Annotated in this window: 18 protein-coding genes; 3 read left to right on the top strand and 15 right to left on the bottom strand. The window is 37.2% G+C overall.

Translation table 11 applies throughout. The features are described 5' to 3' along the window. Positions 1-2: 2 nt before the first annotated feature. On the bottom strand, positions 3-542 hold the full coding sequence (locus J4051_RS08340) for an AAA family ATPase (protein ID WP_208233414.1): 540 nt from the start codon (positions 540-542) through the stop codon (positions 3-5). A 92-nt stretch (positions 543-634) separates the two neighbouring features. On the opposite strand from J4051_RS08340, the gene J4051_RS08335 reads away from it, so the two are divergent. The 3 genes from J4051_RS08335 to murA all read left to right on the top strand — a co-directional run bounded on the left by J4051_RS08335 (position 635) and on the right by murA (position 3,428). Then, positions 635-928 (top strand): DUF493 family protein, encoded by a 294-nt coding sequence (locus tag J4051_RS08335; RefSeq protein WP_208233413.1) that lies wholly within the window; start codon positions 635-637, stop codon positions 926-928. Between the two features lie 535 nt (positions 929-1,463). Continuing rightward, positions 1,464-2,111, top strand: coding sequence for a DUF4290 domain-containing protein (locus tag J4051_RS08330; protein ID WP_208233412.1), 648 nt, complete (start codon positions 1,464-1,466; stop codon positions 2,109-2,111). Positions 2,112-2,117: 6 nt separating this feature from the next. Next, positions 2,118-3,428: a UDP-N-acetylglucosamine 1-carboxyvinyltransferase gene (gene murA / locus J4051_RS08325; RefSeq protein WP_208233411.1), complete on the top strand. Its 1,311-nt coding sequence runs from the start codon at positions 2,118-2,120 to the stop codon at positions 3,426-3,428. 56 nt (positions 3,429-3,484) lie between these two features. Here the strand turns inward: murA and J4051_RS08320 are convergent, their stop codons facing one another. The 14 genes from J4051_RS08320 to J4051_RS08255 all read right to left on the bottom strand — a co-directional run bounded on the left by J4051_RS08320 (position 3,485) and on the right by J4051_RS08255 (position 18,565). Then, complete coding sequence (locus J4051_RS08320) at positions 3,485-4,093, bottom strand: hypothetical protein (RefSeq protein WP_208233410.1); 609 nt, start codon at positions 4,091-4,093, stop codon at positions 3,485-3,487. Beyond that, a complete protein-coding gene (locus J4051_RS08315) occupies positions 4,083-4,553 on the bottom strand; it encodes an RNA polymerase sigma factor (RefSeq protein WP_208233409.1) in 471 nt (156 codons plus the stop codon). Before J4051_RS08315 ends, J4051_RS08320 begins: the two co-directional genes overlap by 11 nt. Further along, on the bottom strand, positions 4,553-5,404 hold the full coding sequence (locus J4051_RS08310) for an alpha/beta fold hydrolase (protein WP_208233408.1): 852 nt from the start codon (positions 5,402-5,404) through the stop codon (positions 4,553-4,555). The genes J4051_RS08315 and J4051_RS08310 overlap by 1 nt, the downstream gene beginning before the upstream one ends. Positions 5,405-5,857: 453 nt before the next feature. After that, the gene (locus J4051_RS08305) at positions 5,858-7,162 is read right to left on the bottom strand and encodes a cryptochrome/photolyase family protein (protein WP_208233407.1); all 1,305 of its coding nucleotides are present in this window, start codon (positions 7,160-7,162) and stop codon (positions 5,858-5,860) included. Positions 7,163-7,423: 261 nt separating this feature from the next. Then, positions 7,424-7,906 (bottom strand): SRPBCC family protein, encoded by a 483-nt coding sequence (locus tag J4051_RS08300; RefSeq protein ID WP_208233406.1) that lies wholly within the window; start codon positions 7,904-7,906, stop codon positions 7,424-7,426. Positions 7,907-8,046: 140 nt separating this feature from the next. Beyond that, positions 8,047-8,508 carry a TspO/MBR family protein gene (locus J4051_RS08295; RefSeq protein ID WP_208233405.1) on the bottom strand — a complete coding sequence of 154 codons (462 nt, stop codon included), beginning with the start codon at positions 8,506-8,508 and terminating at the stop codon, positions 8,047-8,049. 283 nt (positions 8,509-8,791) lie between these two features. Further along, positions 8,792-9,016 (bottom strand): hypothetical protein, encoded by a 225-nt coding sequence (locus J4051_RS08290; protein WP_208233404.1) that lies wholly within the window; start codon positions 9,014-9,016, stop codon positions 8,792-8,794. Between the two features lie 4 nt (positions 9,017-9,020). Continuing rightward, the gene (gene folE / locus J4051_RS08285; protein WP_208233473.1) at positions 9,021-9,719 is read right to left on the bottom strand and encodes a GTP cyclohydrolase I FolE; all 699 of its coding nucleotides are present in this window, start codon (positions 9,717-9,719) and stop codon (positions 9,021-9,023) included. An 88-nt stretch (positions 9,720-9,807) separates the two neighbouring features. Further along, positions 9,808-10,242, bottom strand: a complete 435-nt coding sequence (locus J4051_RS08280; protein WP_208233403.1) for a hypothetical protein — start codon at positions 10,240-10,242, stop codon at positions 9,808-9,810. Positions 10,243-10,527: 285 nt separating this feature from the next. Next, positions 10,528-11,958: an SDR family oxidoreductase gene (locus J4051_RS08275; RefSeq protein ID WP_208233402.1), complete on the bottom strand. Its 1,431-nt coding sequence runs from the start codon at positions 11,956-11,958 to the stop codon at positions 10,528-10,530. A gap of 171 nt (positions 11,959-12,129) precedes the next feature. After that, complete coding sequence (locus tag J4051_RS08270; RefSeq protein ID WP_208233401.1) at positions 12,130-12,534, bottom strand: response regulator; 405 nt, start codon at positions 12,532-12,534, stop codon at positions 12,130-12,132. Then, positions 12,521-16,297, bottom strand: coding sequence for a PAS domain S-box protein (locus J4051_RS08265; protein ID WP_208233400.1), 3,777 nt, complete (start codon positions 16,295-16,297; stop codon positions 12,521-12,523). Before J4051_RS08265 ends, J4051_RS08270 begins: the two co-directional genes overlap by 14 nt. 300 nt (positions 16,298-16,597) lie before the next feature. Then, the gene (locus tag J4051_RS08260; RefSeq protein WP_208233399.1) at positions 16,598-17,908 is read right to left on the bottom strand and encodes an ABC1 kinase family protein; all 1,311 of its coding nucleotides are present in this window, start codon (positions 17,906-17,908) and stop codon (positions 16,598-16,600) included. Then, positions 17,909-18,565, bottom strand: a complete 657-nt coding sequence (locus J4051_RS08255; RefSeq protein WP_208233398.1) for a TetR family transcriptional regulator C-terminal domain-containing protein — start codon at positions 18,563-18,565, stop codon at positions 17,909-17,911. Between the last annotated feature and the right edge of the window lie 66 nt (positions 18,566-18,631).

Genomic DNA, 18,631 nt, shown 5'->3' with positions numbered 1-18,631 from the left:
CGCTATAAATTTAAGGAATCTAATATGAAGTCTGCGCGTTTTTTTACGGTATCAAAAGGAATAGGGACCAAATGATACCCGAATTTTTTATAAGTGTTCAAGAGTTGCTCATGAATCTGCTCTGACTGTTCGAAAGTTTCATAGCGGACATTGTCACTTTGGAAAATATCTTTCCAAGGCGTCACAATAAAAACGGTGTCATAGGTGCTGTTTTGGCAGACTTTTACAAAGCTTTCAGGATATTCACTGTCATAAAAATCCATATATGCCAAAACATCAGGCAGGCCCCGATCGAGAAATATAGTGGTGTTTTCGTAGGTATCGGCTTCAGTAAATTGTTTTGCCCTGCCTTCTAAAAGCAGTTTGCTGAAGAGCAGGGGTTGTGACAGGAAAAGCTGTTCTATGCCGTTCTCTCGCGCTTCGAGCGTTACTTGTCTTGAGATTTCTTCAAAGCAAATATGTCCTCTTTTTTTTAATTCCTCTATTATTGATGATTTCCCAGTGCCTGGTCCCCCAGTAATAACAATCTTCTTAGTGCTCAATTTGGCAGGATTTTGGATGCAAAAATCGTAATTTTAATAGAAACTAAAAAATGTAAAGTAAAATGTATCTTTGCAAATGAATAAGAACCATTATGAGTACAGAGAAAAATCAAGACGAATTTTACGATAAATTACGATCACAGCTTTATGCAACGGCAAGCTGGCCATCGGAATACCTTTATAAGTTTATCGTCGTATCAGAAGGCGATAAGGTGCAACAAATAGAAACTGTTTTTGATAATATGGGAGCGGTCATCAAAACCAAGCCCTCAAAAAACGGAAAATATACCAGTGTGTCCATTAATTTGCAGATGTTGACACCTGAGAGCGTTATTGAAAAATATAAGGAAGTGACGGAGAATGTGGAAGGGGTAATTTCGTTGTAGGGGGGAGTTCAGAGTTATGAGTTCAGAGTTATGAGTTATGACGGAGGACGGATGACGAGTGACGGGTGAGTGATGAGTGATGAGTTATGAGTGATGACGGATGACCGGATCACTGAAGACTGGCGACTGAAGACTATTTCATATTGTTCAGAGTTATGAGTTATGAGTTATGAGTGATGAGTGATGAGTGATGACGGATGACCAGATCACTGAAGAGTGAAGAATGAAGACTGAAGACTGGCGACTGAAGACTGGCGACTGAAGACTATTTCATATTGTTCAGAGTTATGAGTTATGAGTTATGACGTGTGCCCGATGACAGGTGACCTAAGACGGATGAGGGATTACGGAAAATGAAAGATCGTTGTCAACTGAAACTGTCAACTGCCGACTGCCAACTGAGGACTGCCAACTGATTTCCGTCTTTTTTCGAAACTTTTATAGCACAATTAAACTTTCCTTATTTTTTTTCGTATTTTGCAGACATGCACAAAGTACTGCGATGCATAACATTTAATACTACACACTAATTATTTTGATAGACAATTTAGAATACAATACTGAGCGTGAACATTTGATTATTCCTGAATATGGAAGACATTTGCAGAAGATGATCAATTTCGCCAAAGAGCGTGAAACAAAAGAAGAACGCAACAAAGTTTCGAAAGCCATTATTTCTGTAATGGGCAATCTACAACCGCATTTAAGAGATGTTCCCGATTTTCAGCACAAGCTTTGGGATCAGCTGTTTATTATGGCCGATTTTGATTTGGATGTGGATTCTCCTTATCCGAAACCATTAAAAGAAGAATTACAGGCACATCCTGAACCTTTAAAATACCCACAAAATTTCCCGAAATACCGTTTTTACGGCAATAATATCAAAACGATGATTGATGTTGCCAATACATGGGAAGACGGCGATTTAAAAGAGGCTTTGATCTATACGATTGCCAATCACATGAAAAAATGTTTCTTGAATTGGAACAAGGACACCGTGGAAGATGATGTCATCTTTAATCATTTATATGAATTGTCCGGCGGGAAAATCAATCTGAAGGAGGAAGATGAAGATTTATCTGACGTTACGACGTTGATGAGAAACAAAAAGAAATACTCTTCAAGCACTAAGAAAACACACTCTAAAAAAGGCAGTTCCAGCCGCAATAGAAAACGCTACTAAATATACATGACAACATTTATAATTGAAGGAGGTCATCAATTAAAAGGAAGTATCCAACCTCAAGGCGCAAAAAATGAAGCACTACAAATTTTGTGTGCTGTTTTGCTCACCCCCGAAATCGTCACCATCCATAATATTCCCGATATCATCGATGTCAATAAACTGATTTCGCTTTTAGAAAACTTAGGAGTCAAAATCAATAAAATTGGTCCTGGTTCTTATGAGTTTCAAGCGGATGAAGTGAATATGAAATACCTTGAATCTGCTGAGTTTAAAGAGGACGGAAAAGGATTGCGTGGTTCCATAATGATTGTAGGACCACTTTTGGCACGTTTTGGTAAAGGCTATATCCCGAAACCTGGAGGTGATAAAATTGGACGTCGAAGATTGGATACCCACTTTGAGGGCTTTATAAATCTGGGAGCGAAATTCCGATACAACCGTGAGGACCATTTTTATGGTGTGGAAGCAGACCGATTAAAAGGAACCTATATGCTATTGGATGAAGCTTCCGTAACCGGAACGGCCAATATTGTGATGGCTGCTGTGTTGGCCGAAGGTACGACCACGATCTACAATGCTGCTTGTGAACCATATTTGCAGCAACTGTGCAAAATGTTGAACCGGATGGGTGCTAAGATCAGTGGTGTTGGTTCCAATATGTTGATCATTGAAGGTGTCGATTCATTAAAAGGAACAGAACATAAGATGCTTCCTGACATGATTGAAATTGGAAGCTGGATCGGATTGGCGGCCATGACCAAAAGTGAACTGACGATTAAAAATGTCAGTTGGGATGATTTGGGACAAATTCCCAATGTCTTCAGAAAACTAGGCATTACCGTTGAGAGAGATGGTGATGATATCCATATTCCTGCACATAAAGATGGTTACGAAATCCAAAGTTATATCGATGGTTCCATTTTGACGGTTGCCGATGCCCCATGGCCTGGATTTACTCCAGATTTGTTGAGCATCGTATTAGTGGTTGCCACACAAGCAAGAGGCGCTGTTTTGGTACATCAAAAGATGTTTGAAAGCCGTTTATTCTTCGTGGATAAGCTGATTGATATGGGCGCTAAAATTATTCTTTGTGATCCGCACCGTGCTACAGTGATAGGTCACGATTTCAAATCGACCTTAAAAGCCACGACAATGACGTCGCCAGATATTAGAGCTGGAATTTCTCTGTTGATTGCTGCGTTATCGGCAAAGGGCACGTCGACCATTCATAATATCGAGCAGATTGATCGTGGATACGAGCGTATCGATGAACGTTTGCGAGCTATTGGCGCGAAAATTAAAAGGGTGAATTAATTGCCTTTGCCTATAAAAACTATGGATATGAATGCCTCGAATTTTTCGAGGCTTTTTTATGCTTTAATTTCAAGCTGTTCATCCAATTGTCGATTGATCAACTCAAACTTTTTGATCAAGGTGTCCAATTTTTCTTCTTGTTTTTTGATCATCTTTGGTCTGAGATAAAACCAATTGAATGCTATCCACAACAGGGTTAAAGCATACACCAATAGCCCTATTGCTGTTGGCATCTTGTTGACATATTCATAAAGATATAAACAAACCCCAAGGGAGAGTAAAATAAAATAGAACTGTAGCATTTTAGTTTGCACAAACTTTTGTTTGCGTTTAATAGCAATTAAATCCTGCAAATACGCACGATTACTTTCAGATTCAGAAGCCGCTTTATAATATTTAAACAGAGTATTGTAGGCAAAAACAAAAATAACCATAGCTAATATGGTAGTTATAAGTCCGATTTTGGTGGTGATCATTTGAGGTTGAAAAAAATACCAAATCAACACTAAACACACTATCGTAATGAATAATAAAACATTGGTTAATACTAAGCGTCTCAGACCTTTGTTTTTGTAACGCTTTAATGTTAGCAGTAAGTCCGCGTGATTGGGTTGTTCAATATCTTGCTGTTTCCAAAGATTTTTAAAATCGATATTAGCGTTCATAAACTTTGAATTTTTCTGTTAAAATAGCTTTGATACGATGAATTCTTACTCTGATATTGCCTTCTGATAACCCGACAATTTTAGCGATTTCAGCCTGTTTGACATCTTCTAATTCCAATGATATAATAATACGATCGGTTTCTGGAAGATTAGAAATGCAGGTATATAAAAACTGAATTTGTGGTTCTATCGAAATAGGAACGTCTTCCTTTATTTGAAATGGCAGTTCTGATTTTTGAATCTTTTTGTCTGTTTCAAGCTGTCTCAAGCATCTATTTGAGGCAATTCTGTAAATCCATGTTCCGATGCTTGATTCTTTCCTGAACTTTGGTAATTGTTGCCAAACGATGATGAAGGTCTCTTGTGCCAAATCTTGAGCCACGGCATGGTCATTCACATAACCCATGCAGAGACGGAAAATTTTTGACCAATAGTGATTGTAAATATCTTCAAAAGACATTAATAGGCTGTAATAAATTGATTTAACTCGTTTAAATACCAATCGACATCATCATACATAATAAAGTGTAGGCCTTTATTGGCATATCGGAACTGACCTGTTTTTAATTCTTTGTATTGTTCTTCAATTGCTGGTTTGAAATTTACAAAATAAGACTCCAAAAGCACGAGTGTAGGACACTCAATCCGATTAAGTCGAGATCTCAAATCGGTATTGGAAAAGTCACAGTACATTTTGGCAAAGGTTTCCCTATCTGATGCCATACTCCAACCAAGAACGGTGTCATGCATCTCCACATTAGCCATTAAGATGGGCATGCTTGATTTTTGCATTTCATAAAATTGTTGGTTGCTCATTTCTTGAAAGTGCTTGACCTGTTCAGAACAGTCTAAATTGTTATTGGATTTAAATTCGGGATTGGTCAGCGCCATTAAAGCTGGAAGAGCATCTACGATAACAATTTTCTCAATGAGCTCTGGATAATCTGCGGCAATGGCCATGGCTAATCCACCTCCCATACTATGGCCAACAAGGATAAGCCCTTCAATGTTTTCGTTTTTGATGTAATTGGCAATTTGGGACTTCCAATGTTCAAAAGTGATTGGACTTTGAGGTGCCGCTCCTGCAAATCCCGCCATGGTCAAGATATGGCATGTAAAGTTGCTCTCAAATTGTTTTACGGTGTCTTTCCAGACCTCACCTGAGCTTGCAAATCCTGGAATGAAAATGATCGATTTATCGCCTTGTCCTGATATTTGGACAGTAAAGGGATAGCTTGTGGGAGTGTCAAGAGAAGGGGTATAAAAATTAATAAGACACATGATTAAGGCAATGCTGATTTTGATGTTCATAATAGTCTCAAAAGATTAAATTAAGGTTCGTTTATTTTTCTTTTGGATACGAGCATCTTAAAAATGTTACAGTATTTTTTGAATTATTTTTATTACATAGCTATAATTAATCCTAAAAAAAATTAAAATTGCTCATTTAAAATCCGAATAAACCTTAATCCTCCCAATAGCTATGGATACTAAAGGGTGGCTTATGCTCAAATCAATTATTCATTGATATTTTTTGCTCCTTTTAGTCCCGATCTACCGGGAGGGCAAACAAAAAATCGGCATTGTATTTTCAAGTTTTGATTCCTTTGATCAAAAGCGGATAAGCAATTATTTTTTAATTTTCAATGGAGTTCAAAAGATAGCGATCAATTTGTTACCTCATTAGTGACAAATGCGGTTAACAATTCCATCTAATGAAAATAATATAAAAAGATTATGTAGTTTTTTTATGAGGAAGTGTCCTTAATCTAAGGCACGTTTATAAGTTTCCAAACAACGCAATCGTGCTTCCTTATGATCTACCATTTTTTCAGGATAGGTCAATTCTTGAAACTCAGGGACCCATTTGCTGATGTATTTTAAATCTTTGTCAAATTTCTCAATCTGCGTGGTTGGATTAAAAATTCGGAAATAAGGAGCAGCGTCTACGCCACTACCGGCAACCCATTGCCAATTTCCAACATTACTTGACATTTCATAATCGTGCAGCTTTTCGGCAAAGTAGGCTTCACCCCAGCGCCAGTCGATCAAGAGGTGTTTGCATAAAAAACTGCCGACCAACATCCGCACACGGTTGTGCATAAAACCTGTCTCATTCAGTTGTCTCATCCCAGCATCAACGAGCGGATATCCGGTATGGCCTTCACACCAAAGCTTGAATTCTGCTTCATTATTACGCCATTCAATGCGGTCATATTTCGGTTTGAAACTATCGTTGACTGTATGTGGAAAGTGCCATAGAATTTGCATAAAGAATTCACGCCATATAAGTTCTTGCCAAAATACTTCATTCTTTTCAGCAATGGCCTTTTTTATCATTTTACGAATGCTGACGGTTCCAAAACGCAAATGCGGACCCAATCGTGACGTGCTGTCTTGGGCAGGGAAATTTCGGGTTTTTTCGTAGTCTTGAATTAAGGTTGGCGTCACCTCATAGTCGGCAATCTTTTGTGATGCTTTTTTAAACCCGATTTCGGATAGGCTTAAGTTTGGTAAGCTCGTGTTTTTAACGAGATTATGGAGATGGGAATTGGTATAGAAAATCTTAAGCTCCATAGTTCTGAATTTCTCTTTCCAAACCTTCATATAGGGTGTATAAACCATATAAGGTTTGCCATCTTTTTTTACAACTTCGTCTTTCTCGAAAATTACCTGATCCTTATAGGTGTGAAAGTCAATTTCCTTTGATGAAAGGAGATTTTTTATTTCGGTATCCCGTGATTGAGCGTAAGGCTCGTAATCGTGATTGGTGTAAACTGCGGCAATATCAAAATCCTTGACAAGTTGTTTGAAAATATCCAAAGGTTTTCCGTGGTATAGGGCCAAACTACTATTGTGGTCATTTTGTAAGCGGGTTCGCATGTTTTGAAGCGAATCAAATATAAAGTTCACCCGAGCATCATCCTCAGGAAGATCCTCCAAGATTTCGGTGTCAAAAATAAAGAGAGGCAAGACAGGATATTCCGATTTCAAGGCCTCATAGAAACCGACGTTGTCGTCCAATCTCAAATCACGACGGAACCAGAAGATGTTGATGGGGTTTTTCATTGTTTTGGGTTTCAAGTTTCGAGTTCAGAGTTCAGAGTTTTTGCGAAGTTCTACTTCATCATTCGCTATTCAAAATTCGTTATTCGGTGTTCAAAAATTAAGGGTTCAAATTCTCAGCTCTTTGCATCGATTTAGGATTCAGAGTTCAGAGTTCAGAGTTTTTGCGAAGTTCTACTTCATCATTCGCTATTCAAAATTCGTTATTCGGTGTTCAAAGTTTCCCGCCTCCGCTTCGCTTCGAACGGGCAGTCGAACGAGCAGTTATACGTTTGGAATTCGATCTTTATAAACCCCAAACAGCGCTTCCAGTTTTTTCGTTCTATAATTGAATATTTCTTCCAATTTTGGTTTGACAATGATAGGGTGTACCAACTGACCTAATATACCGAAGGGTAATTTATAGTCAATAATATCTTCCATCTCCACACCACCGTCTATTTCTTTTATGAAATGTTTATGGTGCCACAAGGCATAAGGTCCATAACGTTGCTCATCCACAAAATATTCATTTTTAACGCTATGGGTAATCTCCGTGACCCATTTGGTTTTAATACCCAAAACCGGTGTCACAATATATTGGATTATTTGACCAGCAAACATGGGTCTATCCGCTCCAGAAAGAATATGGAAACCCATGTATTCTGGCGTAATGGTTTTTAAATTTCTTGGATCAGAAAGAAAATTCCATGCAGTGTCAATGCTAATGGGTAAGTTCTGTTTTTGGTGGAGCGTGTATATTTTCATGGTAATGCCCAAAAAAGTGGGATCTGTTTATTTGTTTTCTTTTATATTTTCATTTCTTCAATCCCAACAACGATCGCGAGGAACCCTTTTGATACAGTGAATTGCATTTGAAACATTGAATCGCTCTCAAAGATTTTTCTTTAATTATGTATTAAAATGTACAGATTGAGTGAGGTCGCAATACATATCCAGACAAAATACGGAAGGATCAAAAATGAATAAGCTTTCATCAACTTAAAATATGTGACTAAAAACACGGTAATGATAAATGTCAAAGCGATAATAGTTGCCAACCCAAAGGCAATCAAATGCTGATTGAAGAAGACGAAGTTCCAGGCAATATTCAAAACAAATTGAATGATAAAAAGAGTGATGACTTTATTGGTGGGTTGCTTAAGATAAAGAAAGGTCATGTAAAATGAAAAGCAGAGCATGATGAATGTCCACGCCGTTCCAAAGACCCAATTGGGAGGTGTCCATGGCGCTTGGCTCATAGAAGTATACCAATCGCTCGTTGGGCCGTTTCCCATGAATAAAATGCCAAGTCCCAAGGCGCCAAAGTTGAGGATTAAAAATACGAAAAGTGGTTTTAAAAACTTCATTATTTACTTTGAATTATTCGTTGCATCTTCAAGGGTAACAATCCCCAAAGTACGTTTAGAACACTATTGATTTTTGAAAGAGTTTATAAAAAAATAAAAATTCTATCTTAGTATCGTCTCTAATATTAACGATGCTCCTATAGAATATTTTAAATAAAAACCCTGACCCTTAGCTACAGAGTTAAAGAACATTTCATATTCAAATGCTGGGATTGTATTGAGTTACTTTAGCCTAATGTCTAAATAACTCAATACGGTCCCAGCTAAATACTTTATATATTACCTAAGCAGTAAGTGGTTTTCCCTTCAATCGTTTTTCCACTTTCTGTTTGATGACCGTCAATCGTTTCATAATATCCATGATCTGTTCATCTTTTTTACGTTTATAAATTTCATTTAAGCCTAAAATTAAAGTTTTGGCTTTTCTGGAAATTTCTATTCTGTCACTTGTAGAAAGTGATCTTAGTTTTTGTTGCTCAAATTCGAGTGCTTCATTAATAAGGTCCATAATGTCAATCTTTTAAATAATTATGTAATTCGGCGATTTTTTCAGGTGCGCCAAACTTTCCACCGTAATATGAGGTAATTGTTGTTGAGGATTCATCTTTGATGCCTCGTGAGGAAACGCATAAATGTTTGGCATCAATAATGACGGCAACATCTTCAGTTCCTAAAATATGTTTTAAATCTTCTGCAATCTGATTGGTCAAACGCTCCTGAACTTGCGGACGTTTTGCATAATATTGGACGATACGGTTCAGTTTTGATAAGCCAATAACTTTGCCAGAAGAAATATAAGCGACATGGGCTTTGCCAAAAATGGGTACAAAATGATGTTCGCAGTTGGAGTGGAAGCTAATGTTTTTTTCCACCAACATTTGATTGTACTGGTAGTTGTTGTCAAACAATGTGACTTTTGGTTTATTGGCAGGATTTAAGCCAGAAAAAATCTCATCCACATACATTTTAGCGACCCGATTTGGAGTGCCTTTTAATGAGTCGTTGGTGAGATCCAATCCTAACACTTCCATGATTTCTTCAAACAAAACGGAAATCCGCTCTTTCTTCTCCTTATCAGAGAGTTTAAAGGCATCGGGCCTCATTGGCGTCTCCAATCCCGTATATAAATGATCGTCACCGATATCATTGGCATTGAAATCTTTGATGAGCTGATTGACTCTAAATATATTTAAATCTTTTTCTGGAATCATTTGGTCTTTTTTATGTGCTGTCATTGGAGTTTGATTTCCAAAGCAAAGCAACGATTGGTTTTAAAAATTAAATTGTGAGTCAAGTGTTTCATTGAAATGACGGGAGCGTATGGTATTCAACTTCATATTTTACTTTTTCGTCCAAGAGTTTGTCAAAAAAAGCTTTGTTTTCCCTAAGATTCGCGTTCGGTCTGAAATTGATGAACTTTCCTTCAGCATGAATACTGCTACCGTTGCTCTTATGAATGGCCAACTTATAATACGGAATGATCCATGTATAATTTTTCAAGCCTTTATTTATTCTGACGAGCACGCCTACCGGACGCATTTCCAGATTGGCATAATTGACATCCGATACGGTATTGAGATATTGATTCATATTTGGGCTCACTTCTTCAATAATCATTCGTTTGGAACCGATCCCTCTCATCGTGATGGATTGCCACAAACTAAAAGGTTTACCCACCAAATCATTGATGAGTTCATCGTGCTTTTTATTGGAATATGTGGTGTTCAAAATCATGGTCTAAAGATAGTTAAATAAAATCTGCGTTTACAGTTATGGTCAAAACATTAAACAATAATTAACACATTGTTTAGAGAATTTGGCGTATTACGCGTTTATTGGAAATAAATGACCAATATTGAACTGAAATCTATCAATTCTCGATTGTGGGGAAAGAATATGCCATTGTGGTTATTTCAGAAAATTTCTGATATACATTAAATACGTTAGGAACAAAGTAGGTTGTACGCGGTCAAATTAATGAAGAAAATTATTCTCGTGATTTAAATACGTCCTAAAAACTTATTCTTTAATTTCTACCAGCTTATTGATCATTCCTTTAAAGATGAATCCATGAAAAGGCAACACGCTATACCAATATAACCTGCCTGCCAATCCGTGAGGTCTAAATGTAGCGGTTTGCTTCAGGAGTCCGTCTTCAATCTTGAATTCAAGCCATGCTTCACCAGGAAGTTTCATTTCGGCGTAAAGCAATAGCTTTCGGTCTTTTTTATCGCTGAAAATCACGCGCCAGAAATCCAGGGCATCTCCAGCATTTAATTCAGAAACATGGGTTCTGCCACGTCTTAGGCCAATGCCACCAAATAACTTATCGAGATGGCCTCTTATTTTCCATAAATAATTCCCATAATACCAACCGGTAGATCCGCCAATGGACCAGATGCGATTAATGGTGATATCCATATCCAAAACCTTCCGCTCTTTGTAATCGGTGAAGCATCCGTATGTAGGGACATTCACATATTTGTGAAGACTGTTTTTGAGTCGGCCACTACTGACCATGGAATCCTTCCAACTTGAAACGATACTGTTTTGCTCAATCTTTTCAAAAGCCAATGCCACGGCTTCACGATAACTAATGGGTTGTACGTCAAGCAGCTCGTTAATGTTACTTTTCTTACCAATAATTTGGATCCCCATACTATCCACAAGAGAGGCGGCGAGCTTATAGGACGTAGAAGTCACAAAATAAAGCCAATAGGAAGATAGTTTTGGAGTCATAATAGGCACCGTCAAGATGTATCGTTTCAAATTTCGGATTTCAGCAAACTTGAGCAGCATCTCTTTGTAGGTCATCGTTTCCGGACCAAAAACATCAAAACTTTTATTATACAATTCTTCTCTGCCTTTGGCTTTCGATAAAAATGATAGCACATCTCTGACTGCCAAGGGTTGTGTTTTTGTGTTCAACCATTTGGGAGCAATCATCACAGGTAGTTTTTCAACTAAATCCCGAATGATTTCAAAAGAAGAGCTTCCAGAACCTACGATAATACCGGCTTTGAATATGGTAAGTGCATAATTATCTGATGCCAATAAATCTTCTACATTTTTCCGAGATGCTAAATGCTTTGAGAGGTGTTCTTCGTTGGTGATGCCACTCAAATAAATCACTTGTTTGACACTGGTGGTATCAAAATAGGTTTTAAAGTTTTTGGCGCATGCGGCCTCCAATTTCTCAAATTCATCAGAGGAACTTGACATGGAATGAATTAAATAATAGGCAACATCAATGTCCTTAGGTATATTCTCGAGGGTCTCAGGCTTGAGAAAATCGGCTTCCACAATAGAGACATGACCTTCTTCGAGGAGGCTATTGTCTGCTCTCAATTTATCCCGTACGGGACAAATTACGTCGTGACCTTCATTGATAAGAATGGGAATCAATCTTTTTCCGATATATCCGGTAGAACCGGTAACAACTATTTTCAAGTGTGTAGATTTTCAATAAATATACGAAATGTCTAATGAAATATTACAAATGTTAAACAAAGATATAAAATGAAGTTTAAAGGATGAAGGTGCATCTCAAAATGAAGTAGATCTCGAAAATTTGAATGATTGTTGATGAGGCAAAGAGATTAAGCCTAATGTTTGAAGAGATTAAAATCGATTTTCTAACTCTTCCATAAGTTCTTGCACCTTGGAAACAGAAAATGGTTTTACGATATACTTATTGACCATTTTATAGCTCTTTGCTCTTTTAATATCGCGGCTATCCACAGATGAACTGACGATATAGATTGGTATGTTCTCTGCAACTGGACTTTTAACGAGTTCGTCCAGAAACTGCCACCCGTCCATCACTGGCATGTTTAGGTCTAACAAGATGACATCGGGCAACGTATTGTTCAAATGTAATTTAGGCAATAAATTATCGAAGGCGTCCTTTCCATTTTTATAGACCAAAAAATTAAGTGAATTTTGAACGCTTTCCATCATTTTTTTGGTTCCAAATCTAAAGATCGGGTCGTCGTCTATGATGCATATCGTCTTAATTTTTTTCATCTTTAAAATATATTGTGAATGTAGTTCCAACATCAAGTTGACTTTCAACTTCAATGCTACCTCCCATGGCTTCTATTTGGTTTTTGGTAATAAACAGACCAATGCCTCTAGCATTTTTGTGCTCATGGAATGTTTTGTACATACCAAAAATCTTTGAACCATTTTTTTCGAGATCAATCCCCAAACCATTGTCCGAAATACTAAGGAAGGTATGGCCATCCTTTTGTCCAGCTTTTATCTCAATTTTTAAAAGTCGGTGATGGGATCTGTATTTTATGGCGTTGGTGAGTAAATTCAGCACGATGCTGTCCAAATAGGAGGGAACCGCATAGACCATGAACTCTTCATTAATCTTAATGGTCATCTCACCGTTAACTTGGTTCAAGGTCGATTTAACGTTTTCTATCGCTTTATTAACACGCTTTTTTAAATTTTGGGGTACTAATGTGTCTTTAATGAGGTTGTTAATTTCGACAATCTCACTCAAATGCTGCACCGTCTCATTCATGTTGTTGGAGGCTGATTTGATGTGTTCATACAATTCATCATCATAAGTTTGATTGTTGTTGATTTCAGTAAGCTCCAACAGCATAGACAGGTTTCCTGTATGCGAACGTAAATTATGCGATACGATATGGGCATAATTTTGAAGTCGGTTATTGTGTTCCTTAAGGCTTTCTGTCAGCAGTTTTTTATCGGTAATATTACTGACTTGTAGTACCAGATGCGTTGTTTCTCCTTGATCATTTTTAACGGCAGAAATGGATAGGATGGCCCAAATCAATTTTCCGTTTTTATGGAAATAGCGTTTTTCCTGTTGAAAACTCTCCCGCTCGCCACTTAAAACTTCTGCAATTAATTTGTTTGAGAGTTCTGTATCCTCTGGATGGGAAATAACATGCTTGTCTATTGCAATCATTTCCTGTTCAGTATAACCAAAAGTTTCACAGATTACCGGATTGACTTTAATAATCTTACCGTTTAAATCCAGTAAGGCCATCCCAATGGGCGCATGCCAAAAGGTTTGTCTGAACTCCTCTTCGCGAAGTACAATTTCCAATTGCGCCTGTTTGAAATCGTCTATATCTTGAACTAATCCATGCAGCATTTTGCAGGTGCCGTCTTCAAAATCTGAGATACCCAACAAACGCATCCACCGTAAGCCTTTGGTCGTTTTAAAAGGAATTTCAATATCGAAATTAGAACCGTTATTTACGGCTTCTTGTACTAAAATGAGCAGTTGTTCATGGTTTTTCTCAAGCGCAAAGTAGTTAATGAATTCGCTTAAATTTTGCGGTATAAATTCTGTGTTACCAAGCAAACGTCCAAGGTTTTCGTTCCAATTTAAGCTTTTGGTTTCCGGATCCATTTTCCAAGATCCAATTTTCGCCACTTTATTTGAGCGCTCTAAACTTTCTTTGTACTCTTTTAACAAGAGTTGATTTGTTTTTGATTCCGTAATATCAACCACTTGAGCTACCATGTGCGTAAACTCATTGTAGTCGTTTTTCACGGCAGAAACGGAGACATTTGCCCAAATAATCGATCCGTTTTTATTCAGAAACCGTAAATCATCCGTGAAATTGTCGCTCTGTCCATGGATCAAATCGTTCATTAATTTGATGTTGCTTTCAAGATCTTCGCTCAAAGAAATATCTTTGATGCCAATCTCTTGCATTTCCTGCATACTATAACCGAAAATGTCACATAAACTTTTGTTGACATTATCCGCTTTGCCATTAAAGTTAATCAATGCCATCCCTGCCTTGGCATGGCTAAGAGTGGTTCGCCACTGTTCTTCTTTAACGGTAATACCTAATTGTGCCTCTTTAATGTCATTTATATCTTGGATAAGACCATATAACCTTATGCACTTGCCATCTACAAATTCTGAAATGCCGATTATTCTCACCCATTTCTGCTTTTCACCATAAGTCTTTGCCAGCGTTTCAATATCAAAGTTGATCCCTTCCTTTAAACTCTTATTTAATGCGGACTTTAAAAGCTCTTTCTGTTTTGGATTGCTGGTGAAGTAATCAATGGACTCATTAAAATTAGGAACGAAATGCTCTCTCGTATTCAGTATATTATGCATGGATTTGCTCCAGGAGACGGTATGATCACCAACATTGATCTCCCAAGACCCGATTTTTGCAACATAATTGGAGCGCTCAAGCAAGTCTTTATAATTGACCAATAGCAATTCATTCTTTTTTCGTTCTGTAATGTCTTGAACCTGAACTACAAAGTGTGTGATTTCAAGCAATTCATTTTTAACCGATGATACAGATAGTTGAGTCCAAATGGTTGCACCATTTTTATGGATATAGCGCTTATCCAATTTAAAACTCTCTCGCTTTCCTTTTAAAAGTTGGCCTACAAGGTCGTTGGATATATTTGTGTCGTCAGGATGTGAGAATTTGTTGAAGTTGTTTTGTAAAAGCTCTTTTTCGGTTTGGCCCAGACACTCGCATAAATTTTTATTGACTTGGGAAATATTTCCTTTCAAGTCGATAATTGCCATACCTACCGGTGCATGTGCGAATGTTTTTCTAAAGAGTTCTTCGTTTAAAGCCAGCTTTTTTGATGCGATGGTCTTTTCGTGAATGTTTTGAAAAAAGCCGAATAGGCGGGTGCATATACCGTCTTTGAATTCTGAAACTCCAATGGACCTTGTCCAGATGACTTTATTATCTGCGGTGATCGATTGCAATTCTATATCGTAATTCTTTCCGTTTTCGATGGCGTTTTGAACCGCATCAATCACTTTTTGGCGACTCTCACCTTCCTTGAAGAAATCAAAAATATCTTCAAGAGTTGGTTCGAAAGACATGGGAACTCCAAACATTTTTTTAATTTCCGCACTCAAATAGACTTTGTCAGTTTCTAAATCAACTTCCCAAACACCAATTTCTGCAGCTTTATTGACACCTTCTAATAGTTCTTTATATTTTTGTATTTGAAGCTCGTTGTTCTTCCTGTCGGTGATTTCGTATAGTATGCCTTCCAATCGTTTAGGCTGGTGATCTTTGGTGTAATTGATAACTTTTCCTATCGAGGTTACCCAAACCCAATGGCCTTTCTTATGCTTTATTCGATATTCATTGTTAAAACAAGATGACTTAGACCGGAAGTGTTCCTCCAATAGTTGATTTGCCTCCAAAACATCATTTGGATGAGTTAGAGTTGTCCATGTATCAATATTAAAATTCTTCATCTCATCGGCCGTATAACCGATAATAGTGGCCAAGCTTTCATTGCTGTATGATTCTCCAGTAATTAAATCGCACTCCCAAGTCCCAATGGAGCTGTCACTAAGGATTTCATGAGCCCTTTCTTGTTGATGAATTAACTCCAATTCTGAAACCCTTTTTTTAGAGTTGTTTTTAAAAGCAATAAAAATAAATTGGGAGTCTTGTTCAGCTTGTGGCTTAAAGTATATATGAGATTGTAACCATAAGATGTCTCCCGATTTATGGATGAGCCTTAGGTCTTCGTTGATACCAATCTCATTTTGGCCACAAATGGTAGAGAGGTGTTTTTGAAGTTTATGGATATCGTCGGGATGAAGAATAGCATCCCATAATAGTTTTCGATTTGGCTCGTAGCCCAGTAAAGCATTGAAACGTTTACTGATGAAAATATGTCTTGAGTGTGACTTTTCACAATACCAAACACCATCATAGAGCTCTGAATTGAATAACTCATAGATGGTAGAATCAACAAGTGAAAACTGTGCTGTTTGGGGATTTATATTAATCAAAGTAAGTAGTGAGTTCGCAGGTTTCAACGGGCTAAAGATATCCAAAATTAGCAGGAAAACAATAGAAATTTAAAAATAAACTGGAAACCGTTTGACAGTACTTTATTGCAATTTGACGTCAATCAATTATGCCGATGGCTAAGACGAACGACAGCTTAAAAGTATTTGAGTAGAATGAATTTGTTAAGATTTTTCCCTCACTATTTGATCTTAATATCCTGAATCTTCCATCAATCGAAATGACTTTTTTGATGTCCATTTTGTGAGGCGACACTAAGCTCTTATTTTGAGTAAATTAGGTTATAGGGTTGTGAAATTATTGATTTTGATGTCTTTCGCCTTTAGATCAAACATAAGATTGTATAAGCCAAAAAACGTGCGGTTCATATAGATAAAATGCTTGGAACCTCGATTGCCGTTCATTTTTCTCAGTTCCGTACTTTTTGAATACCGTTGTCCCAATTCTGTGATCTTTCCAAAGAACTGAGTATCAGAGAAATCAAAAGTCTCTGCATGAAAGGGTTGTGTAAACAGGCTCAGTAGTTCGTGGAACATCTCGGAGAAAAACAGCACTTCTTCTTTTGAATCATCTTCACGAAGGATCTCCAATTGGTATAGTTTTGAAGTAAAGAAGGCCTTATCTGTGATGTTTTCAGGTTTTGCCAATTCAAAATAAGGGACATAAAAATCGTCGGGAATAGATTTCATGCAACCAAAATCGAGTGCGACTAAATTATGATCTTCAGATACCAAGAAATTTCCGGGATGCGGATCGGCATGGACTTTTTTAAGCTTATGGATTTGGAACATATAAAAGTCCCAGAGGGCCTGACCCAGTTTGTTGGCCATTTTTTGATTCGTATTTCTGGTCGTAAATTCCGAAAGATGCTCACCCTCCATATAATCCATAGTAATGATTCTCTCAGAGGATAAGTCTTCATAATATTGAGGAAACAAAAGGTTTGGAATATGCGCACACGCTGCGGCAATTTCTTTGCTTTGCTGCATTTCCAAGATATAATTTGTTTCCTCAATAAGCTTTCCTTCAACTTCCTTAAAGTATTTGTCCGAATCCTTACCCTTAATATTGAACATTTTCATGGCAATAGGTTTTACGAGGGCCAGATCAGACGAGATACTTTCGGCAACTCCAGGATATTGGATTTTCACAGCAAGTTTCTTCCCGTTTTTTTCTGCAATATGGACTTGTCCGATACTTGCAGCATTTACCGAAGTTGTGTTGAAGGAGTCATAGAGTTCATTTGGCATCTTGCCAAAATAGGTTTTAAAAGTTTTGATGACTAACGGTGGCGACAGTGGAGGTACTGAAAATTGGGCCAAGGAGAATTTCTCTACATAAGCCTGTGGCATGATGCTTTTTTCCATGCTCAACATTTGCGCAACTTTGAGCGCACTGCCTTTAAGCTGTTTTAAGCTATCGTAGATGTCCTCTGCATTGTTTTCATTCAATCTTGAACGTGCTTCATCCTCAGTTTTCGTAATTTTATCACCATAATATTTGAGGTAATTGACCCCAACCTTAGCGCCGGTAGTAACCAATTTTGAAGCTCTTTGTATTTTTGATGTGGGGATTTTGTCTATTGTTTTCATCTATTTCATGTGCATTTTTTCCTTGAAGAGAAATTTCCCAAGATCAATCACGCTTTTTAAAGGGGCTATATTAAGGACGTCAAAACTGGTATTTACTGATTTCTCAATAAAAACATCTGTTTTTTCAAACGAAGCTGAAGTATCATCCATCCAAAACTTCATGGTCAACAACAGTTGTACCCAGGCTGATTCTTGCAATGCCCGATGTTGTAGTTTATCCATGCGTTCTTCTTTTAGATCTAAAGTTTCAATATCTAAACTATCAATATATTTTATAAAGCCTTTTTTCAATTCGGTTAAAACCGATAGGTTTTTTAATGCGTTTTTATGTTGTTGCAGGGCAAATAGTACATAACTTCTATTGGCAGTCAAATTCTCAAAAAAAGTAAAGTAAAAGCTTAACAATTTATTGCGAGGATCAAATGAGTTATAATCTTCACTTTTATTCAATAGATGTAAGGTTGTGTCAAAAAGTGCTCTGAAAATTTGTTTCTCAACGGCTTCAAAGGTTCCAAAATGTTCGTAAAATTTTGATTCTTCAAAGTTATTGGCCTTACTGAATATGTAAACTGATTTAGGTTGTGCACCATGTTCTAAAACATAATCCATATAAAAAGAGATGATGTTTTGATCTGATATGTTTTTCTTTTTTGCCATGACTATTAATTTACTGTAAAGATACAATATGTTTAACTTTTAATGTATTAGATTAAACAAAATTTA

Source organism: Gelidibacter pelagius (genome assembly GCF_017581925.1).
Taxonomy (GTDB): domain Bacteria; phylum Bacteroidota; class Bacteroidia; order Flavobacteriales; family Flavobacteriaceae; genus Gelidibacter; species Gelidibacter pelagius.
The sequence above is the reverse complement of the archived record's forward strand: the minus strand, read 5'-3'. Positions and strand labels throughout refer to the sequence as shown.